The following is a 26,220-nucleotide window of genomic DNA, read 5'->3' on the forward strand; positions in this document are numbered from 1 at the left end:
CCGTCGCCTGGCGATCGGAGGATTATGGCGGTGGCTAACGTCTGGTGGAATCTGACATTGCGCTTCATGCTGGAACTCGCCGCTTTGCTCGGCCTCGGCATGGCGGGCTGGAGCCTCTCAGCGGGCATGTGGCGCTGGACCCTTGCCGCGGCATTGCCGTTCGTTGCCGCCGCGCTCTGGGGTACGTTCGCGGTGCCGAACGATCCGAGCCGGTCGGGGCGGGCGCCGGTTCCGGTGCCGGGCGGTTTGCGGCTGGTACTCGAGCTCGTCATCCTGTTCGGCGGCGCTGCGGGATTCCACCTGGCCGGTTACACGACAGCCGGCATTGCCGTCGCCCTGCTGATCGCCGTCAGCTACGCATTTTCGCTCGATCGGCTCGGCTGGCTGCTCAAGCAATAGTCGCCTTGCACCGTTTGCGACGGCGCTTGCCGTTTTGCGCCGTGCTTTCACTGATCGCTGTTCTGAGCTTCGCCTTTTGACGGGTCAGCCGGAGCACGCTTCAGGATGGACGGCCCGATTGCATAGATCGGCCGCAAATAACCCTCACGGCAATCGGCGGCGATTTTACGAATTTCCGCATCGTCTGACTGCTCCACCATGGCCACGAAGCGCTCGATGATCACCTGGCGCGGCCTGATAGCCACTGCCGCAGCAAAGCGCCTCAACACGGCATCCGGATGCGCGAGCAACCGTGGCAGGTCCTTGGTGCTCGGCATGTTATATTGACCATAAGCATTGACCAGTGTCTTGAAAGCCGAGTCCGGACGCAGGGTAGCGGCATTTTCCACCGCAAGCCTTAGCTGCCAGCGCTCCGCAAGGCAGATGAACTGGACGACCCCCCACCGCACACCGGCATGTTCGTCATCCAGCCGCAGCATGAGGCGACCGAGAACGGCTCCATCGGCCGGCGTCGTGCATCCCAGAAGCGCCTCGATCGCGTCGAACCGGATACCCGAAGATTCACTGTCGAGCAGATCGGCGATCTCCGCGACGACGCAATTCATCTTGTAACTCATTTTGGAATTGGCTTCGGCCACCAAGTACGCGGCAGCGGCCTGTGTATGAAGGTTGCCGGACGTCAGCAGCGGCCGGAGGTTTTCAAGGGGAAAGCCTTTGCCAAATTCCGATTGAAGGGCGATCGTCAACTCGCTGTCGCCCTCGAAGCCGGGGGCCAACAACTTGATCATTATGTCTTGGGGGGTCATTGGAATGGGTGGCGCGTCCACCCGCGAGTTTTGGATGACGATCCGTAACTTGGTGGCCAACGGACGTCAAGGAGTGCTGTTGAAAACAGCGCAAGTATCGGGTGGTCCGCACCGCCCCGATTTGCGACCAAGCATCCAATTGCCGGCCAGAACCGGCGCGAAAAAAGGATGCAGAAAATGTTCACACTCACCAACAAAGTCGCCATCGTCACCGGCGCCAGTTCCGGCATCGGCCGCGCCACGGCAAAGCTCTTTGCCGAGGAAGGCGCCAGGCTCGTCGTCGCCGCCCGCCGCCAGGCGGAACTCGATGCGCTGGTTGCCGAAATCGAAGACGCCGACGGCACGGCTATCGCTCTTGCCGGCGATGTCCGTGACGAGGCCTACGCGAAAGTCCTGGTCGACCTGGCGGTCGAGAAATTCGGCGGGCTCGACATCGCCTTCAACAATGCCGGCTCCGTCGGCAGGATGGGGCCGGTTTCTGAGCTGTCGCTGGAGGGCTGGCGCGAGACACTCGATACCAATCTGACCAGCGCCTTTCTCGGCGCGAAATACCAGGTGCCGGCGATGGTCGAACGCGGCGGCGGCTCGCTGATCTTCACCTCAACCTTCGTCGGCTACACGGTCGGCATGCCCGGCATGACCAGCTATGCCGCGAGCAAGGCCGGACTGATCGGATTGACGCAGGTGCTGGCCGCCGAATTTGGCGCCAAGGGCGTCCGGGTCAACGCGCTGCTGCCGGGCGGCACCGACACGCCTTCGGCGACATTCAACACACCTGAATCGCGGGCGTTCGTCGAAAACCTGCATGCCTTGAAGCGCGTCGCCGAGCCAGAGGAGATCGCCCGCTCGGCGCTTTACCTGGCTTCCGATGCATCGAGCTTCACCACCGGCACGGCACTGTTCGCCGACGGCGGTGTCTCGATCACCCGCACGTGAAGCGTTTCGCGGTTGGCGTCGGCCCGCCAGCCGCAATGTCGGCCGCCAGCCGCAATGCCGGAAAAACCGGTCTTGCTTTTCCCGGCGATTTGACGATTCCGTCTTCTCCTCGAAAACGGGTTGGAAACATGCTGCTGATCAGGACCTATATCGCTGCAAGCGCAATCGAAGGCGTCGGCGTGTTCGCCGCCGAGCCGATCCGGAAAGGGGCGCAGATCTGGCGGCTCGATCCGGACTTCGACCGGCTGATCCCGATGGAAAGATACGAGACGGCGCCGCCGCACCTCAAGGAATTGCTCGACAGATATGCCTATCCCAGTCCGGACCGGCCGGGCTTCATGGTGTATGAGGTCGACAATGGCCGCTTCATGAACCACGCCGACAAGCCGAACACCGACTTTTCGCAATATGGCGGGGCCACCGCGACCCGCGACATCGCCGCCGGCGAGGAAATAACCTGCGACTACGGCGAGTTCTTCGAGGGTTTCGAGCAGCTCCACCTGGCCACGGCGTAGCGGCGCCTATCTGGCCCAAGGCGAATTTTGTTCTTGCTTTGTGCCGGCAGCTATGCTATTAATTTCTCTACGGTGTGATTCACACCAGCGACCCGCCGCCGAGGCGGGTTTTTTCGTTTCGGGATTCGGCGGCCTCAGGCTTCGGTCTTTTCGGCGGTGAGTTTCACCCCTAAGGCCTTCACCACGCCAAGCAATGTCGAGAGGCGCGGGTCGCCATCGGGGCTCAGTGCCTTGTACAGGGCCTCCCGGGTGACGCCGGCATCTTTCGCCACCTTGGACATGCCACGCGCGCGGGCAACTATGCCGAGAGCATTCGCGATATAGCCGGTATCGCCCGTGGCAAAGGCGTCGGCAAGAAGTTCGGCCTGGGCCTCCGCGCGGCCGAGATGTTCGGCAGGATCAAAAGGCAAGGTCTCGTGGGGCATTTCAGATCTCCTTGGCCATTTCAATGGCCTTCCTGATATCGCGCTTCTGCGAGGACTTGTCGCCGCCGCAGAGCAGGATAACGAGCGCGCTGCCGCGCTTGACGAAGTACAGTCGGTAACCGGGACCGTAGTCTATCCGAAGCTCGCCGATGCCATCGAAGAACTTCACGTCTCCCATCAGTCCGGACTGGATACGTGCCACGCGGATCGCAATCCGCTCGGCCGCCCGCATATCGTTTAGACCCTTGAGCCAGTCCCGGAACTCGGCGGTTTGTTCAACGATGGTCACTCGTGAACTATAGTTCACAGATTGAAAAAATCAAGCCGCCATGTGGGACTGTCGTGCCCGCCCGGACGGCACCGCCTCTCAATCGGCTGTGGACAGAGCCCCTTGATTCTGCTATCAGCCGCCCCAATTCGTGGTGTAACGCGCCGCGGAGGCTTGCGGCTATGGCCGCTTGCCTGTTGATTTCAAACCCGAAAGACAGGATTGCACGTGCAGGTACTCGTCCGCGACAACAATGTTGATCAGGCGCTTCGCGCGCTCAAGAAAAAGATGCAGCGCGAAGGCATCTTCCGCGAAATGAAGATGCGCGGACATTACGAAAAGCCCTCCGAGAAGCGCGCCCGTGAAAAGGCGGAAGCCGTGCGCCGTGCCCGCAAGCTGGCCCGCAAGCGCGCCCAGCGCGAAGGCCTGCTGCCGATGACGCCGCGTCCGGTCGCGGCCGGTGCTGCCGGTGCCGGTGCTCCGCGTCCGCCGCGGTTCTGACGTCAATTTTTCGTCCTTTTCCAAGGATATCCAAGGTGGCGCGATGCGGAATCGCCGCCACCTTTTTGTTGTGAGTTCGACCCGGTCCGAGAGGACCGGTTGGGAGAGATGCCGGTTCGGAGGGGGAACGGACCAGACGGCGCAGTAAGGACAGGGCAGACATGGACGCAATCACCGTAGAGCGCAGAACCGCGTGGCGCGGCCTCGCCCTGACGGCAGCCCTGCTTTCCGGGATGGCGCTTGCCAGCTGCCAGAGCGTTCCGACCGGCGAGTTCAACAACATCGACAAGGCGCAAGGCTCGAGCGAGAACATCTCCTCGCTGTCGGCGGTGATCCAGCGCAACCCCCAGGATCCGGAAGCCTACAATGTGCGCGGCTCGGCCTATGGCCGCGGCGGCCAGTACCAGGCGGCGCTGAAGGACTTCAACACCGCCATCCAGCTCAATCCGAATTTTTACCAGGCCTATTCGAACCGTGCGCTCATCCAGCGCTTCCTCGGCGATCAGGCGAGCGCGCTCGCCGACTACAATCGCTCGATCCAGATCAATTCCAACTATGACGCCGCCTATATCGGCCGCGGCAATCTCTACCGCAGGGCGGGCCGGGTCCAGGAAGCCTTCAACGATTTCCAGAAAGCCATCCAGCTCGACACGACCGATGCGCGCGCCTATCACAATCGCGGCCTGATCTACCAGAGTCAGGGCCAGCACGCCTTTGCCATCGAGGATTTCTCGACCGCCATTTCGTTGGCGCCGGACGCCTCCGAGCCTTACAACGGGCGCGGCCTCTCCTACCTTGCCATGAACGACGAGGACAATGCCTTCGCCGACTTCAACATGGCCATCAAGCTCGACGGCAAGAATGCTGAGGCCTGGTCCAACCAGGCGTTGATCTACGAGCGGCGCGGCGACAAGGTCAGGGCCGCGAAATCCTACCGCGAGGCCGTGCACCTCAATCCGACCTACCAGCCGGCCAAGGACGGCCTGGCCCGCACCAGTGCCGGCTGAGCGGCCGGTTAATCGGGCCTCCGTTTCCGCACTCCGACAACCCTGCGTTTAGCTTCGCCTTGCTGGCGCCAAGTTTTCGGCGGAACGCTCGGCGTGCTCAGCCGTTTGTACAAGGCAATTTCGAAAGGACCCTGCCATGATCAAGAAACTCGCTTGTGCCGCTGTTCTCGCCACGACCGTCGTTGCCGCTCCCGCCAGCGCCAGCAAACTCCAGCTCGGCGTGCTCGACTGCACCATCGACGGCGGCACGGCCTATCTCGTCACTTCCAACAAGGGTGTTTCCTGTGTCTTTCGTGCGCATCGTGGCGGCCCCTCTGAAGTCTATACCGGTGTGATTTCCAAGCTCGGCGTCGATGTCGGCCGGACGCATCAGGGCCAGCTGGTATGGGCGGTTCTGGCGGCGACCCGCAACCACGATGAAGGCGACCTTGCCGGCAGCTACTATGGCGTGAACGCCGAGGCCAGCGTGGTCACCGGTGGCGGCGCCAATCTCCTGGTCGGCGGCCTCGACAGCGCCTTTTCGCTGCAGCCGCTCAGTGTCCAGGCACAGACCGGCGTCAACCTGGCGGTCGCCGTCACCTCGCTCGACCTGATCCACTCGTTCAAATAACGGCGCAGCATGGCTCCCGAGCGGCGGGGAGCGTAGGTGTCGGCCTGCGAATGGCTGCCGAAGGCTCATAGATTCCGGCAGGCCCACTCCGCAGAGGATGGGCCGCCCTGATGTTCAAAGTTGCGGCGCTCGAAGATCACGGCATGGCAACTGTGTTCATGCCGTTACCGTCACCGAAGATTGCGGCGATCCAATATTGCTTGTCTTCGGTCTGACCAGAATCTCAACGCCTCGTCCCCCACCGCACAATTTTGAAATCCGCCACGTCAACGGCGATCAAGACCGCTTGATCTCAACTACGGTTGAGGTTCTAGAAGTCCTCCCATACTGCGGCATGTACTCATTTGGACGTGAAGAACGCTCCAATACTTCAGACCAGCAAAGCCTGGGGGACCGGATGACCAAGACAAGCACAAACAGGGTCGACTGGCGCGCGCTGTGGGCGAGCGGCGACCTGGCGCGCTTCTGCTTCATCAGCCTCGGCATCCTGCTGCACGCCACCAACGAAACCATGGTGGCAACGGTCATGCCGGCCATGGTCGGCGAACTCGCCGGCGTGCAACTGGTCGGCTGGTCGCTGGCGATCTACGAGCTCGGCGCCATCGTTGCCGGTGCGGCCGCCGGACGGCTGGTGAGCTATGTCGCGCTGCGTACCAACATGATGGTCGCCGCAATGCTCTATGCCGCCGGCGCGCTGGTCTGCGCCACCGCGCCTTCGATGCCGCTGTTCCTCTGCGGCCGCCTGATCGAGGGGCTCGGTGGCGGCGCGCTGGTGTCGCTGGCCTTCGTCTCGGTCGAGCGGCTGTTTGCCCGCGCGATCTGGCCGCAGCTTTTCGGCGTCATGTCGGCGATCTGGGGCGTCGCCGCCTTCAGCGGCCCCGTGCTCGGCGCGGTCATGACCGAATTGCTGTCCTGGCGCTGGGCCTTCGGCGTCTTCACCCTCGGCGGCACGGCGATGGCGCTGGCAAGCTTCATCGTGCTCGACACACCGGAAGCAACAAGGCCGCAGGCGACGGGCGGCTCGGCGCCGCCCTTTCCCTTTGCGGCGCTTGGCTGCCTCGCCGTCAGCGTCGTGCTGATTGCCACCGCCGGCGTCGACATCGCCCTGCTGCGCTCGTCGCTGCTGCTCACCCTCGGCCTGATCGGCCTGGCGCTGTTTATCTATATCGACGCACTGAAGCCGCGCTCGCGCCTGTTCCCGTCGCGGCTGTTCTCGTGGCGCTCGCCGGTCGGCGCGGGCATGACCATGGTCGCGGCGTTTTCGGTGGCGACCTGCTCCTTTACCGTCTACGGTCCGCTGCTTCTGACCAGCCTGCACGGCATTCCGATCCTGACCACCGGCTACATCATCGCCGCCGAATCGATCGCCTGGTCGATCCTGTCGATCCTCGTCGCCAATGCGCCGCCGGAACGCGAGCGGCTGATCATCGTCGGCGGGGCGCTGATGATCGCCACGGGCGTCGCCGGTTTCGCCTATACGGTGCCGGCCGGCTCTATCCCGTTGATCCTGCTTTGTGCCTTGCTGCAAGGCGGCGGTTTCGGCATCGCCTGGCCGTTCGTCACGCGTGTCATCGTGGCATCGGCCAAGGAAGGCGAGCAGACGATCGCCTCGGCCGCTGTGCCGACCATGCAGCGCATCGGTTATGCCGTGGGGGCGGCACTGACCGGCATCGTCGCCAACGCCAGCGGCTTTTCCGAAGGCCTGAACCGTGAGGCCGCGGCAAGTGTCGCCGCCTGGCTGTTCCTGGCGTTTATCCCGCTCGGAATCCTGGGATGCCTTGCCGCCTTGCGGATTTCGGGGGCGACCGACACGAAGCCGGCGAAGCTGTCAATCTCCGTGGGGGAGATTGACTAGACAACGACCGTCTTCATCCGGTCGGCGATCAGCGCCGCGAGCCGCGTCGCCACCTCGTCCTTGCTCATCTCCGGCCATTCCTCGACGCCGGCCTTCGAGACGATCCGCACCTTGTTGCGGTCGCCGCCCATCACGCCCGGGGAACCATCTTCATGCGAGACATCATTGGCAACGATAAGATCGGCACCCTTTTTTGCAAGCTTGGCCTCGGCGTTCCTGACCAGGTCCTGCGTCTCCGCGGCGAAACCGACCACCAGCATCGGCCGCTTTTTGTGATGCCCGACACCGGCGAGAATATCGGGATTTTCCACCATCTGCAGCGCCGGTGGCCCCTCGCCCGCCACCTTCTTGATCTTCTCCCCGGCCGAATTTTGAGTGCGCCAGTCGGCGACAGCCGCGACGAACACTGCCGCGTCGGCCGGCAGCAGCTGCTCGACGGCGTCCTTCATCTCGACGGCCGTTTCGACGTGCAGCGTGGCGACGCCGGCCGGATCGGCAATGCCGACCGGGCCGGAGACGAGACGCACGTCGGCACCGAGCCTGGCCAGCGCCACCGCGATGGCGTGGCCCTGCTTGCCCGACGACCGGTTAGCGATGTAGCGGACCGGGTCGATCGGTTCATGCGTCGGCCCGGAGGTGACGATGATCTTCCTGCCCGCCAGCGGCTTTGGCCGGCTGTCGAGCAGCGCCTCGATCGCGGCGACGATCTCCAGCGGCTCGGCCATCCGGCCCTCGCCCACCTCGTTGCTCTCGGCCATCTCGCCCTTCGCCGGGCCGACGAATGCGACGCCGTCCTTGCTCAGCGTCGCACGGTTGCGGCGGACCGCCGGATGCGCCCACATTTTCGGGTTCATCGCCGGCGCCACCAAAACGCGCTTGTCGGTGGCGATGAGCACGGTCGAGGCAAGGTCGTTGGCATGGCCATTGGCGAGCTTTGCCATCAGGTCGGCGGTGGCCGGCGCCACGACCAAAAGGTCGGCCTCGCGCGACAGCCTGATATGGCCGATGTCGTGCTCGTCCTGCCGGTCGAACAATTCGGTGAAGACGTGGTCGGCCGACAGCGCCCCGGCCGACAGCGTAGTGACGAACTCCTGCGCCGCCGCGGTCATCACCACCCGCACTGCCGCGCCGCGCTCGCGCAGCCGGCGGATCAGGTCGAGCGCCTTGTAGGCGGCGATGCCGCCGCCGATGATCAGCAGGATGCGCTTGCCGGAGAGGATGCCTCGCGGGCTGGAGACGGCGACCACCGGCGCTGCTGGACTCTGCGAACTCGTCAGTTCGCGCAGTGTTTTCTCGATCTGGTCGATGCGACCGGCCGAACCGAACTGACCTTCGACCGCTGCGCGGATCATCACCCGCGCCTGGTCTTCCATCGACCGGCCATTCTCCGCCGCCAGTCGGCGCAGCAGGTCCTTGACCTCGTCATCAAGGTTGCGGATCGTGATGCTGGCCATCTGATTGCACCTTGCCCGGAATTGCTGAGTGCAATGATAGCAATGCAATCACTTTGCAACAAGCGCTAGAAAATACGCCAGGCGATATACACCAGCGTCAATGCAATCACCCACAGCGCCAGCCGGCCGGAGCGGGTGTAGCGCGCCTCGGCCTTGCCGATCGCGCGTGCGGTCCTTTCGTCGAAGCGCAGGCCGTGTTCGGCCATCAGGTCGATCTCACGCGACAGCCGCTCGGTGCGGGCGGCGAGGTCCGGTGCCTGGCGGGCCAGCGCCAGCAGCGCGTTGGCACCGTCGCGCGCATCGGCCAGCAGGGCGCGCGGGCCGAGGTTGCGGGCAATCCAGCCGCTCACCACCGGCTCCGACGTCTTCCACATGTTGAAGGCCGGGTCGAGCGTGCGGGCGACGCCTTCGACGACGACCATGGTCTTCTGCAGCAGCACCAGCTCGGACCGCGTCGCCATGTCGAAGAGGTCGGTCACTTCGAACAGCAGCGTCAGCAGCTTGGCCATCGAGATGGTCTCGGCAGGCTGGCCGTGGATCGGTTCGCCGATCGCCCGGATCGCCTGGGCGAAGGCCGCGACATTGTGCTGGCGCGGCACGTAGCCGGCCTCGAAATGCACCTCGGCGACGCGCTGGTAATCGCGCGTGATGAACCCGTAGAGGATTTCGGCGAGGAAGCGGCGCTCCTTTTTGCCGAGCCGGCCGGCAATGCCGAGATCGACGGCGACGATGGTGCCATCGGCTTCTATAAACAGGTTGCCCGGGTGCATGTCGGCGTGGAAGAAACCGTCACGCAGCGTATGGCGCAGAAACGACTGAACGAGGTTGGCGGCAATCGCCTTCAGGTCGTGGCCGGCGGCGGTCAGGCCGGCAATATCGTTCATCTTGATGCCGTCGACCCACTCCATGGTCAGCACGTCACGACCGGTGCGCTCCCAGTCGACCGACGGCACACGGAAGCCGGGATCGTCCTTGGTATTCTCGCCGAGCTCCGAAAAAGCCGCTGCCTCCAGCCTCAAATCCATTTCGATCTTGGTAGTCTGGGCCAGCGTCTCCGTCACCTCGACCGGCCGCAGCCGGCGCGACGACGGGATGTACTTTTCCTGCAGCCGGGCGGCGAGGAAATAGCTTTCGAGATCGCGAAAGAAGCGTCGGCGCACGCCCGGCCGGATGACCTTCACCGCCACTCGCCTAACGACGCCGTCCTGCAGCGTTTCGGCGGTATGGACCTGGGCGATCGAGGCGGCGGCGACGGCCTCGCCAAAACTGACATAGAGCTCGTCGACCCTGCGTCCGAGCGAGGCCTCTATCGCGGCGACAGCCTCGGCCTTGGGAAACGTCTGCATCTTGTCCTGCAGCATGGCAAGATCAAGCGCGATATCGTTGCCGACGACATCCGGCCGTGTCGCCAGGAACTGGCCGAGCTTGACGTAGGACGGGCCGAGCCGCACGACCGCCTTGGCCAGCCTGTCGCCGCGCTCATAGGCAAGCGCCCGACGGCGGGTGAACAGCCGGGCCATGCGCCAGCCGAATTTCGGCAAGCCGAAGAGCTCGTCACCGGGCAAAGCCGCGATGACACCCTCGCGCACAAGCACCCAGCCGGCCCGCACGAGCCTGAAACCAGCGCCGATGCTGCTCATGGCTGGCTTTGCCCTGCCGGTTTCCTGAACTGGCGCAAGGCACGTCGGAAAATGCGGGCCAGCCTCAAAGCTTCCAGCCCGAATGAAGCGCGGCGATGCCGCCGGAATAATTGCGGAATGAGGCGCGCTCGAAGCCTGCGCGCGAAATCATCGCCGTGAAATTCTGCTGATTGGGAAACTTGCGGATCGATTCGACCAGATAGGAATAGGGCTCGTCATCGCCGGTCACCACCTTGCCGATCCGCGGAATGGCGTTGAACGACCATGCTTCATAGACCTTGTCGAGCAGCGGCATCTCGACCTCGGAGAATTCAAGGCAGAGAAAGCGCCCGCCAGGCTTCAGCACGCGATAGGCTTCGGCAAGCGCCACATCGATGCGCGGCACGTTGCGGATGCCGAAAGCGATGGTGTAGGCGTCGAAAGTAGCGTCGGCAAAAGGCAGTTCCTCGGCATTGGCTTCGACGAAATCGGTATTTGCCGACAGGCCTTTTTTCTCGGCCCGGTCGCGGCCGACGGCGAGCATCGAGCCGTTGATATCGAGAACCGTTGCATGAGCGTGCCTGCCGCTCGCCTCGACGATGCGGAAGGCGACATCGCCGGTGCCGCCGGCAACGTCGAGAACGCTCCAGCCCGGCCGCTTCGGTGGATTGAGCCAGGCGACCATGGCGTCCTTCCACAATCGATGCAAGCCGGCCGACATCAGGTCGTTCATCAGGTCGTAGCGGTTCGCCACCTTGTGGAAAACATCATTGACCAGGGACTGCTTGTCGCCTGGCCCTACCCGCTTGAAACCATAGGAGGTTTCCATGCCGCCCGCAGCAGTGGTTCTTTCAACCGACATCGTTTTGATCCGCCATAAAATCGGCGGGACCATAGCCGATCGATGGTGCGGGCGCTATTGTTTAAGGCGCGGTGTTCGGCCGCGCTTCGAAGCAGGTTCCGGAAAAGTGTCACACGGTTTTCCGACAGGAACTTGCGTCATAAGAAAAAGCCTGACGGGATAATTGAATGCCTTTGAAAGCAGAACTGCACTGCCACATCGAAGGGGCAGCGGCGCCTGAACTCGTCCTCCGCCAGGCTGAGAAATACGGCAAGGATGCCTCGCCCTACATCCAGGACGGCTCCTTCGTCTGGCACGACTTCACCTCTTTCCTCGCCGCCTACGACTTCTCGTCGGACCTGTTCCGCACCGAAGAAGACTATGCGCGGCTGGCCGACCATTACCTGACCAGCCTCGCCCGCGACGGCGCCATCTATTCCGAGGTTTTCACCTCGCCCGACCATGCCAACAAGGCCGGGCTGTCGCCAAAGGCCTATACCGACGCGCTCGGCGAAGGCATGGCCCGCGCCAAGGCGAAGACCGGCATCGAAGGCCGCATGATCGTCACCGGCGTGCGCAATTTCGGTGTCGAATCGATCGAGCGGGCGGCGCGTTTCGCCGCGCGCTGCGGGCATCCGCTGGTCACCGGTTTCGGCGTCGCCGGCGACGAGCGGATAGGCGACCTGGAAGATTATGTCAGGGCCTTCGAGATCGCCCGCGAGGCCGGCCTCGGCATCACCGTCCATGCCGGCGAATTGATGGGCTGGGAGAGCGTCGAGGCGGCACTCGACCACATCCGCCCGTCTCGCATCGGCCATGGCGTGCGCGCCATCGAGAACCCCGAGCTTGTGCGGCGCATCGCCGACGAAGGCGTCGTGCTCGAATGCTGCCCTGGCTCCAACATCGCCCTGAAAATCTTCGACAGCTTCGCCGACCATCCCTTCCCCGCCTTGCGGGCAGCGGGCTGCAAGGTGACGCTCAACTCCGATGACCCGCCCTATTTCTGGACCTCGCTGAAACGCGAATACGACATCGCTGCCGAGCATTTTGCGATGGACGACAAGGCGCTCACCGCCGTCACCAGGACGGCCATCGAGGCAGCCTTCGTCGACAGGAAGACCAGGGCGGCGCTGCTGGGCAGGCTCGGCGCCAAGGGCAGGTGAATGGTGAATGGTTCACCCGGCGCTTCGGTCCGTCAGCCGCGAGTTTTTCCGCGCAACCAAGGACTCGCAAACCAGTTCACTATTCACTATTCACCATTCACCATTCACTTGCGCAGTTGGAGAACACCATGAAGGGCGTCACCGTCGTCGACCATCCGCTTGTCCAGCACAAGCTGACCATCATGCGCAAGAAGGAAACCTCGACGGCCGGCTTCCGGCGGCTGCTGCGCGAGATCTCGCTGCTGCTCGGCTACGAGGTCACCCGCAACCTGGAACTGACGACGACGACCATCGAGACGCCGATCGAGACGATGGAGGCGCCGACGCTGGAGGGCAAGAAACTGGTCTTCGCCTCGGTGCTGCGCGCCGGCAACGGCTTGCTCGAAGGCCTGCTCGATCTGGTGCCGGCGGCGCGTGTCGCCCATATCGGCCTCTACCGCGACCATGAGACGCTGGAAGCGGTCGAGTATTTCTTCAAGGCGCCGGGCGACCTCGCCGACCGGCTGGTGATCGTCGTCGACCCGATGCTGGCGACCGCCAATTCGGCGATCGCCGCGATCGACAAGCTGAAAGGCCGCGGTGCCACAAACATCCGCTTTCTCTGCCTGCTGGCGGCACCAGAGGGCCTCGAGCGGTTTACCCAGGCGCATCCCGATGTTCCGGTCTTCACCGCTTCGATCGACCGCCAACTCAATGAGAAGGGCTACATCATGCCGGGTCTCGGCGATGCCGGCGACCGCATGTACGGCACCAAATAGATCCGTTTACCGATTGTTTACGCAAACGGCTGGTTTCCGCATTCGTTAGAGCGGCAAACACCATGTCGGACTAAGGATCGGCAACCACAAAGGCCGGTCCATGCTGCGCAAGCTTCTCATCCTTGGCGTGTTTGCCGGAACGTCGGCATCGCTGCCGATCGTGTATCAGTCCAATTCACAGGTAATCGAGCGGCTGTTGAAATCAGCCATCGGAGCCAGGCCGGCCGACACACAAACCGACCTGAATCTCGCCGCCGTCCCGAACAGGCCCGCAACGCCGCAGCCGCTCGGCCGCAAGGTCGTCGTCACCGCGGACGCGCGCGGGCATTTCATGTCGCTCTTCAAGTTGAACGGTCGCCAGGTCGACGGCATGATCGACACCGGTGCGACGCTCGTCGCCATCAACACCTCGACCGCGCGCAGGATCGGCATCTCGCTCAATTCGACGGACTTCAGCCATCAGGTCAACACCGCCAATGGTGCGATCAAGGCCGCCGTGGTGACGATTGATCGCCTGCAGATCGGCAAGATCACCGTCGAGGGCGTCGAGGCCGTCGTGCTCGACGACAGGGCGCTGCACACCAACCTGATCGGCATGAGCTTTCTGCAGCGGCTCGAAAAATACCAGGTCGAAGGCGGCAAGCTGCTGCTGGTTCAGTAGAACGTGATCCCGAACCGCAGGTCCGCGCCTGCGAAAAGTTGGGGACCAGTCTTCGGACAAGATCGTGGTCCAAAGAAAGATAGAACCCATCCGATACCGTCGGAATGGCTCTACCCGCGGGGCAGGATCCGCCGGATGACGGTTTTCTCCGTGGCCGGTTTGAAAGTGCCGATGGTATACGCCGAAAGCACGGCGGCCGCGGCCGCTTCGGCATCCCCGGTATTGCGGGCATGGACCAGCGCCAGCGCTTCGCCGGCCCGCACTTCAGCGCCGACCGGCAACAGCCTGGTGATGCCAACGGCGTGATCGATCCTGTCGTCGGGCCGCGTCCGCCCGCCGCCAAGCCCGACCACGGCAAGCCCGATCTCGCGGGTCGCGATGCCGGTGACAAAGCCGTTCGCGCTCGCCTTGACCGCGAATTCCGTTGCCGCTTTCGGCAGATATTTTTCCGGATTGTCGACAAAGTCGACGGGACCGCCCAGTGCCGCCACCATGCGCGCGAAGATGGAAGCGGCGCGGCCGCCGGCCAGCGTCTCGGCGGCGCGGCGCAGGCCGTCCTGGTTGGACGACACCAGGCCTGCCGATTGCAGCATCTCGGCGGCCAGCGCCAGCGTCACGTCCTCCAGCCGCCGGTCGCGAAAGCGGCCGGTGAGAAAATCGACGGCGTTGCGCACCTCGACCGCATTGCCGGCGGCGGACGCCAGGGGCTCGTTCATGCCGGTGACCAGCGCCGAGGCCTTAAGGCCGGCGCCATTGGCGACGTCGACCAGGCTGTTGGCCAGTGCGGTTGCGTCGCGCGATTTCTCCATGAAGGCCCCGTTGCCGACCTTGACGTCAAGCACCAGCGAATTGAGGCCGGCGGCCAGCTTCTTCGACAGGATCGAAGCAGTGATCAGCGGCACCGATTCGACCGTTCCCGTCACATCGCGGATGGCGTAGAGCCTGGCGTCGGCGGGTGCGAGATCGGCGGTCTGGCCGATGATGGCGCAGCCGGTTTCGAGCACCGTCTTGCGGAAGCGCGCAACATCCGGCTGGCTGATATAGCCGGGGATGGCATCCATCTTGTCCAGCGTGCCGCCGGTATGGCCCAGACCCCTGCCGGAAATCATCGGCACATAGGCGCCGCAGGCAGCGACGATCGGCGCCAGCATCAAGGAGACATTGTCGCCGACGCCGCCGGTCGAATGCTTGTCGGTGACCGGACCGGGCAGATCCGACCAGTCGAGCACATCGCCGGAATCGCGCATCGCCATAGTCAGCGCCACCGCCTCGTCGCGGCTCATGCCGTTGAAGAACACCGCCATGGCAAAGGCGCCGACCTGCGCGTCGGTGACTGTGCCGGCGGTCAGACCCTCGATGAAGAACGCTGTCTCCTCAGCCGAGAGCTTCTGGCCGTCGCGCTTGCGGCGGATGATTTCCTGGGGAAGCATCAGGCGTCGACCCTGTGCTCCGGAAGCCCGTCCTGAAAAACACGCTGCAGAATGGTCGCCAGCCGCGCGCCGCCGACCGGTGCCATGTCCTTGGTCTCCTGGTGCGACAGCTCGGCTCCGGTCATGCCGGCGGCAAGGTTGGTCACGACCGAACACGCGGCGACGCGCAGCCCGAGGAAGCGGGCGAGAATGACCTCCGGCACCGTCGACATGCCGACGGCGTTGGCGCCCATGACGCGCGCCATGCGGATCTCGGCGGGCGTCTCGAAGCATGGGCCGGAGAACCACATATAGACGCCCTTGTGCAGCTTGGTACCGGTGGCCTTCGCCGCCTGCTCGATGGCGGAGCGGAGACCGGCGTCATAGGCTTCGGTCAGGCCGACGAAACGGCGGTCGCTCGGTTCGCCGATCAGCGGGTTGGAGCCCGAGAAATTGATGTGATCGGTGATCAGCATCACCGAGCCCGGGCCCATCCCGGGATCGACCGAACCGGCGGCGTTGGTGAGGATCAGCCTGGAGATGCCGAGGCCGGCGAGCACCTCGAGTGCCGGCCGCATCGCCGCCGCGTTGCCGTGCTCGTAATAATGCGCCCGGCCGGACAGCATCAGCACCGGCGTGCCGGCAAAGAGCCCCGCCACCACCTCGCCGGCATGGCCGCTGACTCCGCTTCGGGGAAACCCCGGCAAGTCGGCGTAGGAGATTCGCACCGCATCCTCGACTTGGTCGACAAGCCCGCCAAGCCCTGACCCCAGCACCAAGGCGGTAGTCGGCGCCAGCCCGTCCAGCCTTTCGACGAGGTGATCGAGCGCTTCCTTCATTTCAGCACATCGCCTTCAAACCCGTATGGCAGCAACTCGCCCATGGTCACGGTCTCGACCACGCCGCTATCATCGCAGAGATAGAACTTCGTCTCCGGCCGGCAGAATTCCGCCAGCCGCTGCCGGCAGCCGCCGCAGGGCGAGCATTTTGCCACGCGTTCGGCGATCACGGCGATTTCCGTGATTTTGCCGCCGCCGCCCATGATGTAGTTGGCAAGTGCGGTGGTTTCGGCGCACCAGCCCTCCGGATAGGACGCGATCTCGACATTGGCGCCGGTGAAGACACGGCCGTCCTCGGTGCGCAACGCCGCGCCGACCGGAAATTTCGAATAGGGCGCATAGGCCTTGGCCATGGCGGCTTTCGCCGCTTCGAACAGATCATGAGCCATGATAGATCAGCGTTCCTTGACATAAGGCACGCCGCCGGCGCGCGGCGGGATTGCCTTGCCGATGAAGCCGGCAAGCAGGATGACGGTCAGCACATAGGGCAGCGCCTGCATGAATTGCACCGGCACCTTGCCGATCAGCGGCAGCGGCGTGCCTTGCAGGCGGATCGACGCGGCGTCGAGGAAGCCGAACAGCAGGCAGGCGAACATGGCGTTGACCGGTTTCCATTTGGCGAAGATCAGCGCGGCCAGCGCGATATAGCCCTTGCCGGCGGTCATGTCCTTCACGAAGCCGCCATTCTGCACCATCGACAGATAGGCTCCGGCAATGCCGGTGAGCACGCCGGTGCAGATCAGCGCCCGATAGCGCAGCCAGGCGACTGATATGCCGGCGGTGTCGACCGCGGCCGGGTTCTCGCCGACGGCGCGCAGGCGCAAGCCGAAGCGGGTGCGAAACAGCACCCACCAGGTGAACGGCACGGCCAGGAAGGCGAGATAGACCAGCACGGAATGGCCGGAGATGAGTTCCGAATAGATCGGCCCGAGAATCGGAACGCTCCTGAGCGCCTCTGCGCCCGGCCAGATGATTGCCTCGAAGCGCTCGCCGGCGGCCAGCGCCGGCGTGCGCCCGCCTTGCTGGAACCAGGCCTGGCCGAGCATGATCGTCGATCCGGCGGCAATGAAATTGATCGCGACGCCGGAAACGATCTGGTTGCCGCGATGGGTGATCGAGGCAAAGCCGTGGATCAGCGCGAAGGCAACCGAGATGAGGATGGCCATGCCGAGGCCGAGATAGGCCGAGTGGAAGACCGAGGCGGCGGCCGCACCGGCGAAGGCGCCGACAAGCATCTTGCCCTCGAGCCCGATGTCGAAGACGCCGGCCCGCTCCGAATAGAGGCCGGCGAGACAGGCGAGCAGCAAGGGCACAGACAGGCGGATGGTCGAGTCCAGGACCTGTACGATGGCGTTGAAGAAATCCATCTCAGGCGCCCTTCCCCTTGACCGCTTCCATGCCGACCGATTTCGGGCTGAGCGAGGCGAACAACGCTTGGACGTAGGGCCGGAACATATGCTCGAGCGCGCCGGCGAACAGGATCACGAGGCCCTGGATGATGACGATCATGTCGCGGCTGATCACCGGCATCTCGAAGGCGAGCTCGGCGCCGCCCTGGTAGAGCATGCCGAACAGGATCGCCGCCAGCACGATGCCGACCGGGTGCAGGCGTCCCATCAGTGCCACCGCGATGCCGACGAAACCGGCGCCCGAAACGAATTCGAGCGCGACATTGTGCTGGTCGCCCATCGTCGGGTTGAGCGCCATCATGCCGGCCAGCGCGCCCGAGATCATCATCGCAATGATGATGATGCGGATCTCCGAAATGCCGGCATAACGCGCCGCTTTCGGGCTGTGGCCATAGGTGCGCATCTCGTAGCCGAGCTTCGTGCGCCAGATCAGCACCCACACCAGAAAGGCCATGGCTAGCGCCAGCAGGGAACTGACGTTGAATGGCGCCGAACGGATTTTGGCGCCGAACAATTCGATGACCCAGTTGAGCTTCGGCAATTGCGCGCCTTCGAGGAAGGTGCGCGTCTGCGGCGCCATCGAGCCGGGCGGCTTCAGCATCCCCACCAGCGCATAGACCATGACGCTGGCGGCGATGAAATTGAACATGATGGTGGTGATGACGATGTGCGAGCCGCGCTTGGCCTGCAGATAGGCCGGGATCAGCGCCCACAGCCCGCCCATCGCCGCGGCGGCGATAATGGCGATCGGGAAGGTCAGCCACCAGGGCAGCACGCTGTCAAAGGCCAGGCAAACGATGCCTATGCCGAGACCGGCGATGTAGCCCTGGCCCTCGCCACCGATGTTGAACAGGCCGCAATGCGCCGCAACCGCCACCGAAAGCCCACTGAAGATGAAGGTGGTGGCATAGAAAAGCGTGAACGCGATGCCTTGGCCGCGGCCGAAGGCACCCTCGACCAGGATGACGGCTGCACGCAGCGGGTTCTCGCCGACCAATATGACGACGAAGCCGGCGACGACGAATGCGACGAACAGATTGATCAGCGGGATCAGCACGTAATCGGCCCAGGCCGGCAGCTTGGCATAGGGGGTGCTCACTCGGCGGCCTCCCGGTGCTCGACGCCGGCCATCAGCAGGCCGAGCTCGCCCTCGGTCGCGTCGGGGCCGCGTTCGCCGACGACGCGGCCGGCAAACATCACCAGGATGCGGTCGGACAGCGAGCGGATCTCGTCGAGCTCGACCGAAACCACCAGCACCGCCTTGCCCTGGTCGCGCATGGCTATGAGGCGCTTGTGGATGAATTCGATGGCGCCGACATCGACGCCGCGTGTCGGCTGGCCGACGATCAACACGCCGGGATCTTGTTCCATTTCCCGCGCCAGCACGATCTTCTGCTGGTTGCCGCCGGAGAAATTGGCGGTCTTGAGGCGGCAGTCCGCCGGGCGGATGTCATATTTGACGATCTTGTCCCTGGCATCGTTACGGATGGCATCGATGTCGAGGAACGGCCCCTTCAGATAGCGCGCGTCGTCCTGATAACCGAGGATCGAATTCTCGTTCTCCTCGAAGGCCAGCACGAGCCCGACATGATGGCGGTCCTCCGGCACATGGGCAAGGCCGCGCTCGCGCAACTCGCCAGGGTCGGCGGCGCCGGTGAGGTCGATCGGCTTGCCGTCGAGCATGACCGAGCCCGAAACGGCATGCCTGATGCCGGAAATCGCCTCGAGCAATTCGGACTGCCCGTTGCCGGCGACGCCGGCAATGCCGACGATCTCGCCGGCATGGACGTCGAAGGAGACGTCGTCGACCATGGTGACGCCGCGGGAATCCTTGACCGTCAGGTTCTTGACCGCGAGCTTGACGCCGCCGGCCTTCGCCTCGCCCTTTTCGACGCGCAGCAGCACGCGCCGGCCGACCATCAGCTCGGCCAGCTCCTCGACCGTGGTCTTCCTGGTTTCGCGTGTCGCCACCATGGTGCCTTGGCGCATCACCGAGACCGTGTCGGTGATCGCCATGATCTCGCGCAGCTTGTGGGTGATCAGCACGATCGTCTTGCCCTGCTCCTTCAGCTGCCTGAGGATGCGGAACAGATGGTCGGCCTCGGCCGGCGTCAGCACGCCTGTCGGCTCGTCGAGGATCAGGATCTCGGCGCCGCGATAGAGCGCCTTGAGGATTTCGACGCGTTGCTGCAGGCCGACCGGCAACTCCTCGATGATGGCGTCGGGATCGACTTCGAGCCCGTATTCGCGCTCGAGCCGCTCCAGCTCGGAACGCGCCTTGGCAATGCTCTTCTTCAGCAGCGCATCGCTTTCGGCGCCGAGAATGACGTTTTCCAGCACCGAGAAATTGTCGACCAGCATGAAATGCTGATGCACCATGCCGATGCCGAGCGCGATCGCATCGTTCGGCGTCTTGATCGATGCCGGCTGGCCGCCGACACGGATCTCGCCGGAATCGGCCTGGTAGAAACCATAGAGGATCGACATCAGCGTCGACTTGCCGGCGCCGTTTTCGCCGACGATGCCATGGATAGTGCCGCGCATAATCTCCAGATTGATGTCGCGGTTGGCGCGCACGGCGCCAAAGCTCTTGTCGATGCCGATCAGCTCGATTGCGGCTTGCGCCATGCAGCCTGTTCCCACTGTTATTTTTTTACCGCTTGGTCAAACGCCTAGCATGACGCCCAGTCTGTGCCAATTGGGTCCCTACCAATTGGCCGGAGCAGGGTTCACTCTCGACAAATCCCGCCATGCTTGTCAATTTCCAACGTGGCCGCACCCTGCACAATTGCCTGATCGAGGATTTCAAATGACCATGCCCGAGGACCGGCTGACGACGCTGGAAATCCGCGCCGCCGAGCAGGAGAAGATCATCGAGGAACTGTCCGGCCAGATCGCCGAGCAGTGGAAGGTGATCGAGCGCATGCAGCGCAAGCTGGACGCGCTGGCCGAGCGCTTCCTGGCGCTGGAGGAACAGGCCGCGCCCGACGTGCCGGTGACCAAGCCGCCGCACTGGTGAGCGGGCCGACAAGACAAAACCGCCGGGCTTTCACCCGGCGGCTCGTCACTTCAGCAGTGCCAGTCGATCAATAACAGCAATCGATCAATACGGGCAGGCATTGTCCGACATGTAGTCGTGCACCTTGATGGTGCCGGCTATGATGTCGGCCTTGGCTTTTTCGACCGCCGCCTTCATCGCATCGTCGACAAGCGCCTTGTTGTTGTCGTCCATGGCGTAGTCGACCCCGCCTTCCTTGAGGCCGAGATCGTTGACGCCCGCCGTGAACTTGTCGTTCTTGGCATCCATGAAGGTGTTGTAGACGGCAACGTCGACGCGCTTGACCATCGAGGTCAGCACCTTGCCGGGCTGCAGGCCGTTCTGGTTGGAATCAACGCCGATGCCGAGCTTGCCGGCGTCGGCCGCTGCCTGCAGCACACCGACACCGGTGCCGCCTGCCGCTGCGTAGATTACGTCGGCGCCCTGGTCGATTTGCGTCTTGGCGATCTCGCCGCCCTTGGCCGGATCGTTCCAGGCTGCCGGCGTATCGCCGGTCATGTTCTGGATGACGTCGGTGGCCCCGGCCGCCTTGGCGCCACCGACATAGCCGCAGCCGAACCTGCGGATCAGCGGAATATCCATGCCGCCGACGAAGCCGACCTTCTTGGTCTTGGAAGCCATCGCCGCCATCACGCCGACAAGGTACGAGCCTTCCTGCTCCTTATAGACCAGGGAGCGGACATTGGGCTTGTCGACGACCATGTCGATGATGGCGAATTTGGTGTCGGGGAACTCGGTGGCGATCTTGTCAAGCGCGTCAGCCCACGAGAAGCCCGCCATGACGATCGGGTTGCGGCCGTCCTCGGCGAAACGGCGCAGCGCCTGCTCGCGCTGGGTGGCGTTGCTGACCTCGAATTCCACATAGGGGATGCCGGTCTCGGTCTTGAACTTTTCAGCGCCGTGGAAGGACGCCTCGTTGAACGACTTGTCAAACTTGCCGCCGAGATCATAGAGGATCGCGGGTTGAATGTCCGCGGCGAAGGCCGGAAGAACCATTGCAGCTGCGGCCATGAGGCCGAGAACGATACGTTTCATGTGATCCACACCCCTGTCGGTTATTTGTCCATTATGCACCGCATGCCGGCCCGGTTCTCCGGCAGGCATACGGTGTCGGGCAGGAGTGTCTTCCTCCCGCTTCGGGTCAATCTGGCACGGCCCGAAACAAAATTCACGTGGAATTTTGACCCTTTGGAAAAGCATGGCGCCGCATCGCGGCGCCACAGCATATTCCTTGCGTCAGGGGCATAAAATCAGGCGGAGACGGCGGCCGGAATGGCGCAGGTGACGCCGGTTCCCTGCAGGCCGCAATAGCCGTAAGGGTTCTTCGCCAGATATTGCTGGTGGTCTTCCTCGGCGAAGTAGAATTCCGGCGCCGGCGCGATCTCGGTGGTGATCTTGCCGCGTCCGGCACCGCGCAGCGAAGCCTCGTAGGCATCGCGCGAGGCGAGCGCCGCCTGGTACTGCGCGTCGTTGAACGTATAGATCGCCGAACGGTAGGTGGTGCCGACATCATTGCCCTGGCGCATGCCTTGCGTCGGGTCGTGGCTTTCCCAGAACAGCTTCAAGAGCTCGGCATAGGACACGATCTTGGGATCGTAGATGACGAGCACGACTTCGGCATGGCCTGTCAGGCCCGTGCAGGTTTCCTGATAGGTCGGGTTGGGCGTGACGCCGCCGGCATAGCCGGCCGCCGTGACCCATACGCCCTCGACTTGCCAGAACAGGCGCTCGGCGCCCCAGAAGCAGCCCAGCCCGAACATCGCCATTTCCATCCCTTCGGGATAAGGACCCTTGAGCGGCCTGTTCGAGACAAAATGCTTCGATGCCGTCGGGATCGGCCGGTCGCGGCCGGGCAACGCCTCGGAGGGTTTCGGCAGGTTGAGCTTCTTGTTCAGCATGTCGCTGAGAAACATGTGTGGCTTCCTTTTCTTCTTGGTTGAGCCTTCCTGGTACGGGATCACCGGGTCAGGCTGGAAATGTCAGGTTGCGGCGAACCGCCCGCTGGGGCGCTGCCGCCTGTAACCGATGGCATAAAGAATGAACGCCAGCACCGCGAACACGGCAAAGCCGGGCTGGCTGAGCACCCAGGCGATGGCACCGTCCCACAGCAGCGGGTTGACCTTGTCGCGGACGAAGCTTTCGAAGGCGCTGCGCGTATCCGGCGAAACCGCGAGCCAGCTGGTGTTGAGCGGAGTCATCACCAGCGCCGAAGCCGCCACCGAGCGGGTCGCATCGAGCACGGCCATGATGACCGAAACCGAAAGCGCGACCATTGCAGCGAGACGAAAAACGAAGCGGAACATCCGGACCCTTCCTCCCCAGGAGTTTATCAGAATGTCGTGTCGGACTGTTAGATAGGATCTACCCGCTTATTGCACAATCGCGACACGTGAAGTTGAACCTGCGGCCGCCGGTTCGCCGGGACCGGTGGCGCGCCGGGGACGGCAAGCACACCTCCGCCGCTCCTTTCGATAGGCTCCCAACGGGTGCCCCAGCGGCATGGGCTGAGCATCCGTATCCGGCAAAGCGAATAGACTGCCGTTATGTCTTGGCATTCGGCACCGGATCGACTAGATGAGCCCCGCGCCTGTTGCTTTGACGGCTCAGGTGCGGGGAAAGGGTATCCGCTGGTTGACGGCGCCCACGGCCGGAATTCCGGCACCGGAATCCCAAAGGAGATGCATCTCCCCAACCCGCGCGGCGAAACCGGCCGCGTCGAAAATGCTAAAGAGACGGAGAGGTGGCCGAGTGGTTGAAGGCGCACGCCTGGAAAGTGTGTTTACGGGAAACCGTAACGCGGGTTCGAATCCCGCTCTCTCCGCCAGTTAAATCTCACCGGCTCGCCGAGTCTGAAGGGACGCTGGACGGCGACTGCCGCTGCGATGCAGTATCTTGAGGCAGGCAGGCAGAGGGGGGCGCGAAGGCTGCTGAGCGGCTTTCATCTTCGCCGCACCCTTACCTCAGATCAGCCTACAACCAATCGGCCCGCGCTTCACCAGAAGCGCGGGCTTGGTCGACTCGGCACCGTCGCCGCCCCGTCTAGCGCGGGACCGCTTGTATTCCCGAGACCGAGCGCTCTGTTTCGGCGGAGAAAACCACGAAGGCAAAGATCAGCACGGCGACAGCGACGATCATTGAGCCGGTGGCGACGATCGGCTCGAGCGCCGGATTTCCCTGCAGCATCAGGTAAAGCGCCGGCAGCATCACGACCAGGCCGAGATTGTAGACGCCATAGTGGATCATCGCGCTCCTGCGGGCGGCCTTCGCCGGGTTCAGCGCATAATAGCCGCCGAATATTGCACTGGTGACCCACCCCAGCAGGTTGATGTGCGCGTGAGCCGGAAACGCGCCGTGATCGCCTGAAATTGCCATCTGCAGGCCAGCTGCAATTCCCAGAATAAGAAAGATGATGGCTGTCTTGAAAAAGAGTTCCGAAACCTTAGGCATGTCATTCTCCCAAACCCGTTTTGCCGCCGCATCATGCTGTGGTTCCGGCGATCTTGCCAAGGGACCGTCGGGCCTGCGGAGCCATTTGTCGCCGGCCTGACAGCCCGTTGGCGGCCGGCCGCCGGGCCTGGCCGGTTGCGAGTCCAGCCAGCAAAAAATATGCACTCACGCTAATTTAATTGCAACATTACCGGCCAGGCTTGCATGTCGTTCTCGCCAGGGAAGTGTCCTGCACGATGGTGGTGCCATACGCGCCAAAGGTCTGCCCGTCAGTGTTGCAGCAAGGCCTCGCCGAACTTCTCCCACAGCTGTGCGCAATCTGTTGCTCTGAGGCTGGGGGTTCCGACTGGGCCATATCTGATGACGGCGGCGTGAACATCATAGCCAACGATAGGTGCATTGGCGACAAAGTGGATAGCCTCGCCCAATCGGCGGGGGCCAATTGGCGCATCGGTTTTGTTGGTGATATCGAAGACACCACGAATATCCGCTTCCTGATTCCTGGCTGCCAACGCAGCCGCCATTACCCTTTCTTGCATCATCGAAATCTCTCCTATCGGTCTAAGTCTAAGAACCGCGGCTTGTGCCGATCCGGCAGCTGACAACCGGCAAATCGAAGTGCCTTTTGCAGCATCTCGATTGGCTCTTGCTGCGAGCCATTCCGCCCGCTCCCGCGGCAAGCCGATAAGGCACTGCCAGCAAAATCCGCAGGCACATCCACGGTCGCATCAAACACGGCCCACGTGCCAGTCGGCTCCTGAACGGGCAAAAACCTCATAACAGCGCCTGCTAATATACCATGCCGACTGTGAGGACGAGACTTTTTCCTGCATCAACTAAACGAATGAGAGCTGGTGTCGAAGTGCCGGGCGACGCTCGTCGAAAACAAATCGTCGGCGACATCGCCTGGATCGAAGGTGGGCCTGAGCAGTGATCCGGCCGCATTCGGGGCTCGCCGACAGGGACAAGCACAAGACGCAGCGCCGGCACGCCTCGTCAGATGTTACTTTCTGCCCTGCGGATAGATCGTCTCGCCGCGCTTCAGCATCTCCACGAACGCCGCGATCTTCTTCTTGCGTCCGGCTTCGGTTTTCATGTTGTGGATGCGGAAGGCGAGTGCGAAGCGGTTTTGCCCGCTGAGCTTTGCCAGCATCTCTTTCGCCGTGGGCTCGGCGTCTATTGCCGCCTGGAGGTCGTCGGGGATCTTCATCTCCTTGCCGCTCTTGTAGGCGCGCGCCCAGCGGCCGTCGGCCTTGGCCGCATCGACCTGCCTCAGCCCGTGCTCGGTCATCCGGCCCTCCTCGATCAGCCGGGCGACATTGTCGACATTGATCTGGCTCCAGGTGCTCTTCTTGCCGCGCGGGGTGTAGCGCTGCAGGTAGCTTTTGCCGTCCAAGGCCTTGCGCACTGCATCGATCCAGCCCCAGCACAACGCCGCGTCGATGGCTTGCTTCGGCGTGATCGACGGCAGTCCCGAATCGAGCTTATGGATCTTGATCCAGACTTCGTCCTCGCTGTCGTGATGCTCGCCAAGCCAGGCATGGAAGCTTTCGGCATCCCTGAACTCGCGCACCTTGGCGGGGTCGACCTTGACGGGCGCCATCAGCCGGTCCGCCCATGACGCGAGCGCGTAACGACGCCAAACCGCTTGCCGGCCGCGCGCGCGCTCACCTCAGCTCCGAGTCCGCAATCCGCAGGCCTGGTGATTCTCGCCGGCACGCATTCAGCCCGCACGATTGGGCGTTCCGAGGACATGGGATTTCGGCGGCAGCATGACGTTGTCGAATGTCTGCGTGAACATCGCCGCCGCAAAGAAAGCGACGGCGCGCAGGGTTTCGGTGCCGGTGTTGACGAGGTCGTGCCTGACCGGCGTCGGAAGTACCAGGACGCTGCCCGGCCCGACCGGGTGGGTGGTGCCGCCCTCAATGTGTAGCTCGCCGGTGCCGGCGATGATGTATTGCGTCTCTTCGGTGGCGTCGCTGTGCCAGCCGAGCCGCTTGCCGGGCTCGATCTCGTAGACAATGACCGAGGACTGGGTGGTGCCGTGCCCGCCGTAAACCGCGAAAGCGCCGGCCCATTTGACCGACGGATCGTCCTCTGCCCAAACCAGCGAACGTTCGAGCCTGTCGGATGCGACGACTGCTGTCATGGCTTCGTTCCTCTCAGCGAATTGCGAACACGAATCTAGATGATTTTTCTGGTCTGCGTCAGCAAAACTGGCTGCTGACCGTTCCCTCGTG

The 26,220-nt window shown here is 63.4% G+C and carries 30 protein-coding genes and 1 tRNA gene; 12 read left to right on the top strand and 19 right to left on the bottom strand.

The window, feature by feature from the left end:
- The first annotated feature begins 24 nt into the window (after window positions 1–24).
- Window positions 25–399: a DUF2568 domain-containing protein gene (locus tag NKJ81_RS01370; RefSeq protein ID WP_352539386.1), complete on the top strand. Its 375-nt coding sequence runs from the start codon at window positions 25–27 to the stop codon at window positions 397–399.
- A gap of 47 nt (window positions 400–446) precedes the next feature.
- Here the strand turns inward: NKJ81_RS01370 and NKJ81_RS01375 are convergent, their stop codons facing one another.
- Window positions 447–1,187 carry a hypothetical protein gene (locus tag NKJ81_RS01375; RefSeq protein ID WP_352539387.1) on the bottom strand — a complete coding sequence of 247 codons (741 nt, stop codon included), beginning with the start codon at window positions 1,185–1,187 and terminating at the stop codon, window positions 447–449.
- A gap of 195 nt (window positions 1,188–1,382) precedes the next feature.
- Between NKJ81_RS01375 and NKJ81_RS01380 the strand changes: the two genes are divergently transcribed.
- Together NKJ81_RS01380 and NKJ81_RS01385 are read left to right on the top strand one after the other, a co-directional pair.
- Window positions 1,383–2,141: an SDR family oxidoreductase gene (locus NKJ81_RS01380; RefSeq protein ID WP_352469483.1), complete on the top strand. Its 759-nt coding sequence runs from the start codon at window positions 1,383–1,385 to the stop codon at window positions 2,139–2,141.
- Between the two features lie 128 nt (window positions 2,142–2,269).
- Entirely contained in the window at window positions 2,270–2,656 is a 387-nt protein-coding gene (locus tag NKJ81_RS01385) for an SET domain-containing protein (RefSeq protein ID WP_352454023.1), read from the top strand.
- Between the two features lie 134 nt (window positions 2,657–2,790).
- On the opposite strand, the gene NKJ81_RS01390 is transcribed toward NKJ81_RS01385, so the two are convergent.
- Together NKJ81_RS01390 and NKJ81_RS01395 are read right to left on the bottom strand one after the other, a co-directional pair.
- Entirely contained in the window at window positions 2,791–3,081 is a 291-nt protein-coding gene (locus NKJ81_RS01390; protein ID WP_352448268.1) for an addiction module antidote protein, read from the bottom strand.
- 1 nt (window position 3,082) lies between these two features.
- Window positions 3,083–3,370 carry a type II toxin-antitoxin system RelE/ParE family toxin gene (locus NKJ81_RS01395; RefSeq protein ID WP_352448269.1) on the bottom strand — a complete coding sequence of 96 codons (288 nt, stop codon included), beginning with the start codon at window positions 3,368–3,370 and terminating at the stop codon, window positions 3,083–3,085.
- A gap of 207 nt (window positions 3,371–3,577) precedes the next feature.
- Here NKJ81_RS01395 and rpsU point away from each other — a divergent pair, with 207 nt between their 5' ends.
- From rpsU to NKJ81_RS01415, 4 genes are all read left to right on the top strand, one after another.
- Window positions 3,578–3,850 carry a 30S ribosomal protein S21 gene (gene rpsU, locus NKJ81_RS01400; protein ID WP_023675331.1) on the top strand — a complete coding sequence of 91 codons (273 nt, stop codon included), beginning with the start codon at window positions 3,578–3,580 and terminating at the stop codon, window positions 3,848–3,850.
- 161 nt (window positions 3,851–4,011) lie between these two features.
- Window positions 4,012–4,857 (top strand): tetratricopeptide repeat protein, encoded by an 846-nt coding sequence (locus tag NKJ81_RS01405; protein ID WP_352469482.1) that lies wholly within the window; start codon window positions 4,012–4,014, stop codon window positions 4,855–4,857.
- 136 nt (window positions 4,858–4,993) lie between these two features.
- Entirely contained in the window at window positions 4,994–5,467 is a 474-nt protein-coding gene (locus tag NKJ81_RS01410; protein WP_352539388.1) for a DUF992 domain-containing protein, read from the top strand.
- A 397-nt stretch (window positions 5,468–5,864) separates the two neighbouring features.
- Window positions 5,865–7,322: an MFS transporter gene (locus tag NKJ81_RS01415; protein ID WP_352539389.1), complete on the top strand. Its 1,458-nt coding sequence runs from the start codon at window positions 5,865–5,867 to the stop codon at window positions 7,320–7,322.
- Here the strand turns inward: NKJ81_RS01415 and coaBC are convergent.
- The 3 genes from coaBC to ubiE form a co-directional block, all read right to left on the bottom strand.
- Window positions 7,319–8,776, bottom strand: a complete 1,458-nt coding sequence (gene coaBC / locus NKJ81_RS01420) for a bifunctional phosphopantothenoylcysteine decarboxylase/phosphopantothenate--cysteine ligase CoaBC (protein ID WP_352539390.1) — start codon at window positions 8,774–8,776, stop codon at window positions 7,319–7,321. The genes NKJ81_RS01415 and coaBC overlap by 4 nt on opposite strands.
- Window positions 8,777–8,841: 65 nt before the next feature.
- Window positions 8,842–10,416, bottom strand: a complete 1,575-nt coding sequence (gene ubiB, locus NKJ81_RS01425; protein WP_352539391.1) for a 2-polyprenylphenol 6-hydroxylase — start codon at window positions 10,414–10,416, stop codon at window positions 8,842–8,844.
- 64 nt (window positions 10,417–10,480) lie between these two features.
- Complete coding sequence (ubiE, locus tag NKJ81_RS01430; RefSeq protein ID WP_352539392.1) at window positions 10,481–11,257, bottom strand: bifunctional demethylmenaquinone methyltransferase/2-methoxy-6-polyprenyl-1,4-benzoquinol methylase UbiE; 777 nt, start codon at window positions 11,255–11,257, stop codon at window positions 10,481–10,483.
- Window positions 11,258–11,424: 167 nt separating this feature from the next.
- Here ubiE and NKJ81_RS01435 point away from each other — a divergent pair, with 167 nt between their 5' ends.
- From NKJ81_RS01435 to NKJ81_RS01445, 3 genes are all read left to right on the top strand, one after another.
- On the top strand, window positions 11,425–12,399 hold the full coding sequence (locus tag NKJ81_RS01435; protein ID WP_352469476.1) for an adenosine deaminase: 975 nt from the start codon (window positions 11,425–11,427) through the stop codon (window positions 12,397–12,399).
- Between the two features lie 128 nt (window positions 12,400–12,527).
- Window positions 12,528–13,157, top strand: coding sequence for a uracil phosphoribosyltransferase (gene upp, locus NKJ81_RS01440; protein ID WP_023675320.1), 630 nt, complete (start codon window positions 12,528–12,530; stop codon window positions 13,155–13,157).
- Between the two features lie 100 nt (window positions 13,158–13,257).
- The gene (locus NKJ81_RS01445; protein ID WP_352539393.1) at window positions 13,258–13,818 is read left to right on the top strand and encodes a TIGR02281 family clan AA aspartic protease; all 561 of its coding nucleotides are present in this window, start codon (window positions 13,258–13,260) and stop codon (window positions 13,816–13,818) included.
- Window positions 13,819–13,928: 110 nt separating this feature from the next.
- On the opposite strand, the gene deoA is transcribed toward NKJ81_RS01445, so the two are convergent.
- From deoA to NKJ81_RS01475, 6 genes are read right to left on the bottom strand one after another with little or no spacing between them, the layout of a single operon-like run.
- On the bottom strand, window positions 13,929–15,248 hold the full coding sequence (gene deoA, locus NKJ81_RS01450; RefSeq protein ID WP_352539394.1) for a thymidine phosphorylase: 1,320 nt from the start codon (window positions 15,246–15,248) through the stop codon (window positions 13,929–13,931).
- Window positions 15,248–16,066, bottom strand: a complete 819-nt coding sequence (locus NKJ81_RS01455; RefSeq protein WP_352539395.1) for a purine-nucleoside phosphorylase — start codon at window positions 16,064–16,066, stop codon at window positions 15,248–15,250. Before NKJ81_RS01455 ends, deoA begins: the two co-directional genes overlap by 1 nt.
- Window positions 16,063–16,455, bottom strand: coding sequence for a cytidine deaminase (cdd, locus tag NKJ81_RS01460; protein WP_352488680.1), 393 nt, complete (start codon window positions 16,453–16,455; stop codon window positions 16,063–16,065). Before cdd ends, NKJ81_RS01455 begins: the two co-directional genes overlap by 4 nt.
- A 6-nt stretch (window positions 16,456–16,461) precedes the next feature.
- Entirely contained in the window at window positions 16,462–17,433 is a 972-nt protein-coding gene (locus NKJ81_RS01465; RefSeq protein ID WP_352469471.1) for an ABC transporter permease, read from the bottom strand.
- A gap of 1 nt (window position 17,434) precedes the next feature.
- A complete protein-coding gene (locus tag NKJ81_RS01470) occupies window positions 17,435–18,574 on the bottom strand; it encodes an ABC transporter permease (RefSeq protein ID WP_352539396.1) in 1,140 nt (379 codons plus the stop codon).
- A complete protein-coding gene (locus tag NKJ81_RS01475; protein WP_352539397.1) occupies window positions 18,571–20,103 on the bottom strand; it encodes an ABC transporter ATP-binding protein in 1,533 nt (510 codons plus the stop codon). The genes NKJ81_RS01470 and NKJ81_RS01475 overlap by 4 nt, the downstream gene beginning before the upstream one ends.
- Window positions 20,104–20,284: 181 nt before the next feature.
- On the opposite strand from NKJ81_RS01475, the gene NKJ81_RS01480 reads away from it, so the two are divergent.
- A complete protein-coding gene (locus NKJ81_RS01480) occupies window positions 20,285–20,494 on the top strand; it encodes a SlyX family protein (protein WP_352469468.1) in 210 nt (69 codons plus the stop codon).
- 84 nt (window positions 20,495–20,578) lie between these two features.
- Here NKJ81_RS01480 and NKJ81_RS01485 read toward each other — a convergent pair whose 3' ends face one another.
- From NKJ81_RS01485 to NKJ81_RS01495, 3 genes are all read right to left on the bottom strand, one after another.
- Window positions 20,579–21,568, bottom strand: a complete 990-nt coding sequence (locus NKJ81_RS01485; protein WP_352469466.1) for a BMP family lipoprotein — start codon at window positions 21,566–21,568, stop codon at window positions 20,579–20,581.
- Window positions 21,569–21,783: 215 nt separating this feature from the next.
- Window positions 21,784–22,446 (bottom strand): peptide-methionine (S)-S-oxide reductase MsrA, encoded by a 663-nt coding sequence (msrA, locus tag NKJ81_RS01490; protein WP_352539398.1) that lies wholly within the window; start codon window positions 22,444–22,446, stop codon window positions 21,784–21,786.
- Window positions 22,447–22,512: 66 nt separating this feature from the next.
- On the bottom strand, window positions 22,513–22,836 hold the full coding sequence (locus NKJ81_RS01495; protein WP_352539399.1) for a hypothetical protein: 324 nt from the start codon (window positions 22,834–22,836) through the stop codon (window positions 22,513–22,515).
- Window positions 22,837–23,267: 431 nt separating this feature from the next.
- On the opposite strand from NKJ81_RS01495, the gene NKJ81_RS01500 reads away from it, so the two are divergent.
- A tRNA-Ser gene (locus NKJ81_RS01500) sits at window positions 23,268–23,357 on the top strand.
- A gap of 215 nt (window positions 23,358–23,572) precedes the next feature.
- Here the strand turns inward: NKJ81_RS01500 and NKJ81_RS01505 are convergent.
- The 4 genes from NKJ81_RS01505 to NKJ81_RS01520 form a co-directional block, all read right to left on the bottom strand.
- Window positions 23,573–23,980: a hypothetical protein gene (locus NKJ81_RS01505; RefSeq protein ID WP_023675307.1), complete on the bottom strand. Its 408-nt coding sequence runs from the start codon at window positions 23,978–23,980 to the stop codon at window positions 23,573–23,575.
- Window positions 23,981–24,249: 269 nt separating this feature from the next.
- Window positions 24,250–24,522 carry a hypothetical protein gene (locus NKJ81_RS01510; RefSeq protein WP_352469463.1) on the bottom strand — a complete coding sequence of 91 codons (273 nt, stop codon included), beginning with the start codon at window positions 24,520–24,522 and terminating at the stop codon, window positions 24,250–24,252.
- A 461-nt stretch (window positions 24,523–24,983) separates the two neighbouring features.
- Window positions 24,984–25,583 (bottom strand): YdeI/OmpD-associated family protein, encoded by a 600-nt coding sequence (locus tag NKJ81_RS01515; protein ID WP_352539400.1) that lies wholly within the window; start codon window positions 25,581–25,583, stop codon window positions 24,984–24,986.
- A gap of 120 nt (window positions 25,584–25,703) precedes the next feature.
- Window positions 25,704–26,129: a cupin domain-containing protein gene (locus tag NKJ81_RS01520; RefSeq protein WP_352465923.1), complete on the bottom strand. Its 426-nt coding sequence runs from the start codon at window positions 26,127–26,129 to the stop codon at window positions 25,704–25,706.
- Window positions 26,130–26,220: the final 91 nt, after the last annotated feature.

It is taken from the genome of Mesorhizobium sp. M0018 (genome assembly GCF_040323955.1).
GTDB lineage: Bacteria > Pseudomonadota > Alphaproteobacteria > Rhizobiales > Rhizobiaceae > Mesorhizobium.

Bases quoted from the DNA above. Each gene is read 5' to 3' on its own strand.
- coaBC (WP_352539390.1), bottom strand. From the start codon at position 8,776: ATGGCCAGCATCACGATCCGCAACCTTGATGACGAGGTCAAGGACCTG.
- NKJ81_RS01465 (WP_352469471.1), bottom strand. From the start codon at position 17,433: ATGGATTTCTTCAACGCCATCGTACAGGTCCTGGACTCGACCATCCGC.
- NKJ81_RS01410 (WP_352539388.1), top strand. From the start codon at position 4,994: ATGATCAAGAAACTCGCTTGTGCCGCTGTTCTCGCCACGACCGTCGTT.
- NKJ81_RS01480 (WP_352469468.1), top strand. From the start codon at position 20,285: ATGACCATGCCCGAGGACCGGCTGACGACGCTGGAAATCCGCGCCGCC.
- NKJ81_RS01445 (WP_352539393.1), top strand. From the start codon at position 13,258: ATGCTGCGCAAGCTTCTCATCCTTGGCGTGTTTGCCGGAACGTCGGCA.
- NKJ81_RS01505 (WP_023675307.1), bottom strand. From the start codon at position 23,980: ATGCCTAAGGTTTCGGAACTCTTTTTCAAGACAGCCATCATCTTTCTT.
- ubiB (WP_352539391.1), bottom strand. From the start codon at position 10,416: ATGAGCAGCATCGGCGCTGGTTTCAGGCTCGTGCGGGCCGGCTGGGTG.
- NKJ81_RS01455 (WP_352539395.1), bottom strand. From the start codon at position 16,066: ATGAAGGAAGCGCTCGATCACCTCGTCGAAAGGCTGGACGGGCTGGCG.
- NKJ81_RS01520 (WP_352465923.1), bottom strand. From the start codon at position 26,129: ATGACAGCAGTCGTCGCATCCGACAGGCTCGAACGTTCGCTGGTTTGG.
- NKJ81_RS01385 (WP_352454023.1), top strand. From the start codon at position 2,270: ATGCTGCTGATCAGGACCTATATCGCTGCAAGCGCAATCGAAGGCGTC.
- upp (WP_023675320.1), top strand. From the start codon at position 12,528: ATGAAGGGCGTCACCGTCGTCGACCATCCGCTTGTCCAGCACAAGCTG.
- NKJ81_RS01380 (WP_352469483.1), top strand. From the start codon at position 1,383: ATGTTCACACTCACCAACAAAGTCGCCATCGTCACCGGCGCCAGTTCC.
- ubiE (WP_352539392.1), bottom strand. From the start codon at position 11,257: ATGTCGGTTGAAAGAACCACTGCTGCGGGCGGCATGGAAACCTCCTAT.
- NKJ81_RS01475 (WP_352539397.1), bottom strand. From the start codon at position 20,103: ATGGCGCAAGCCGCAATCGAGCTGATCGGCATCGACAAGAGCTTTGGC.
- NKJ81_RS01495 (WP_352539399.1), bottom strand. From the start codon at position 22,836: ATGTTCCGCTTCGTTTTTCGTCTCGCTGCAATGGTCGCGCTTTCGGTT.
- NKJ81_RS01415 (WP_352539389.1), top strand. From the start codon at position 5,865: ATGACCAAGACAAGCACAAACAGGGTCGACTGGCGCGCGCTGTGGGCG.
- NKJ81_RS01435 (WP_352469476.1), top strand. From the start codon at position 11,425: ATGCCTTTGAAAGCAGAACTGCACTGCCACATCGAAGGGGCAGCGGCG.
- msrA (WP_352539398.1), bottom strand. From the start codon at position 22,446: ATGTTTCTCAGCGACATGCTGAACAAGAAGCTCAACCTGCCGAAACCC.
- cdd (WP_352488680.1), bottom strand. From the start codon at position 16,455: ATGGCTCATGATCTGTTCGAAGCGGCGAAAGCCGCCATGGCCAAGGCC.
- deoA (WP_352539394.1), bottom strand. From the start codon at position 15,248: ATGCTTCCCCAGGAAATCATCCGCCGCAAGCGCGACGGCCAGAAGCTC.
- NKJ81_RS01375 (WP_352539387.1), bottom strand. From the start codon at position 1,187: ATGATCAAGTTGTTGGCCCCCGGCTTCGAGGGCGACAGCGAGTTGACG.
- NKJ81_RS01390 (WP_352448268.1), bottom strand. From the start codon at position 3,081: ATGCCCCACGAGACCTTGCCTTTTGATCCTGCCGAACATCTCGGCCGC.
- NKJ81_RS01510 (WP_352469463.1), bottom strand. From the start codon at position 24,522: ATGATGCAAGAAAGGGTAATGGCGGCTGCGTTGGCAGCCAGGAATCAG.
- NKJ81_RS01370 (WP_352539386.1), top strand. From the start codon at position 25: ATGGCGGTGGCTAACGTCTGGTGGAATCTGACATTGCGCTTCATGCTG.
- NKJ81_RS01515 (WP_352539400.1), bottom strand. From the start codon at position 25,583: ATGGCGCCCGTCAAGGTCGACCCCGCCAAGGTGCGCGAGTTCAGGGAT.
- NKJ81_RS01405 (WP_352469482.1), top strand. From the start codon at position 4,012: ATGGACGCAATCACCGTAGAGCGCAGAACCGCGTGGCGCGGCCTCGCC.
- NKJ81_RS01485 (WP_352469466.1), bottom strand. From the start codon at position 21,568: ATGAAACGTATCGTTCTCGGCCTCATGGCCGCAGCTGCAATGGTTCTT.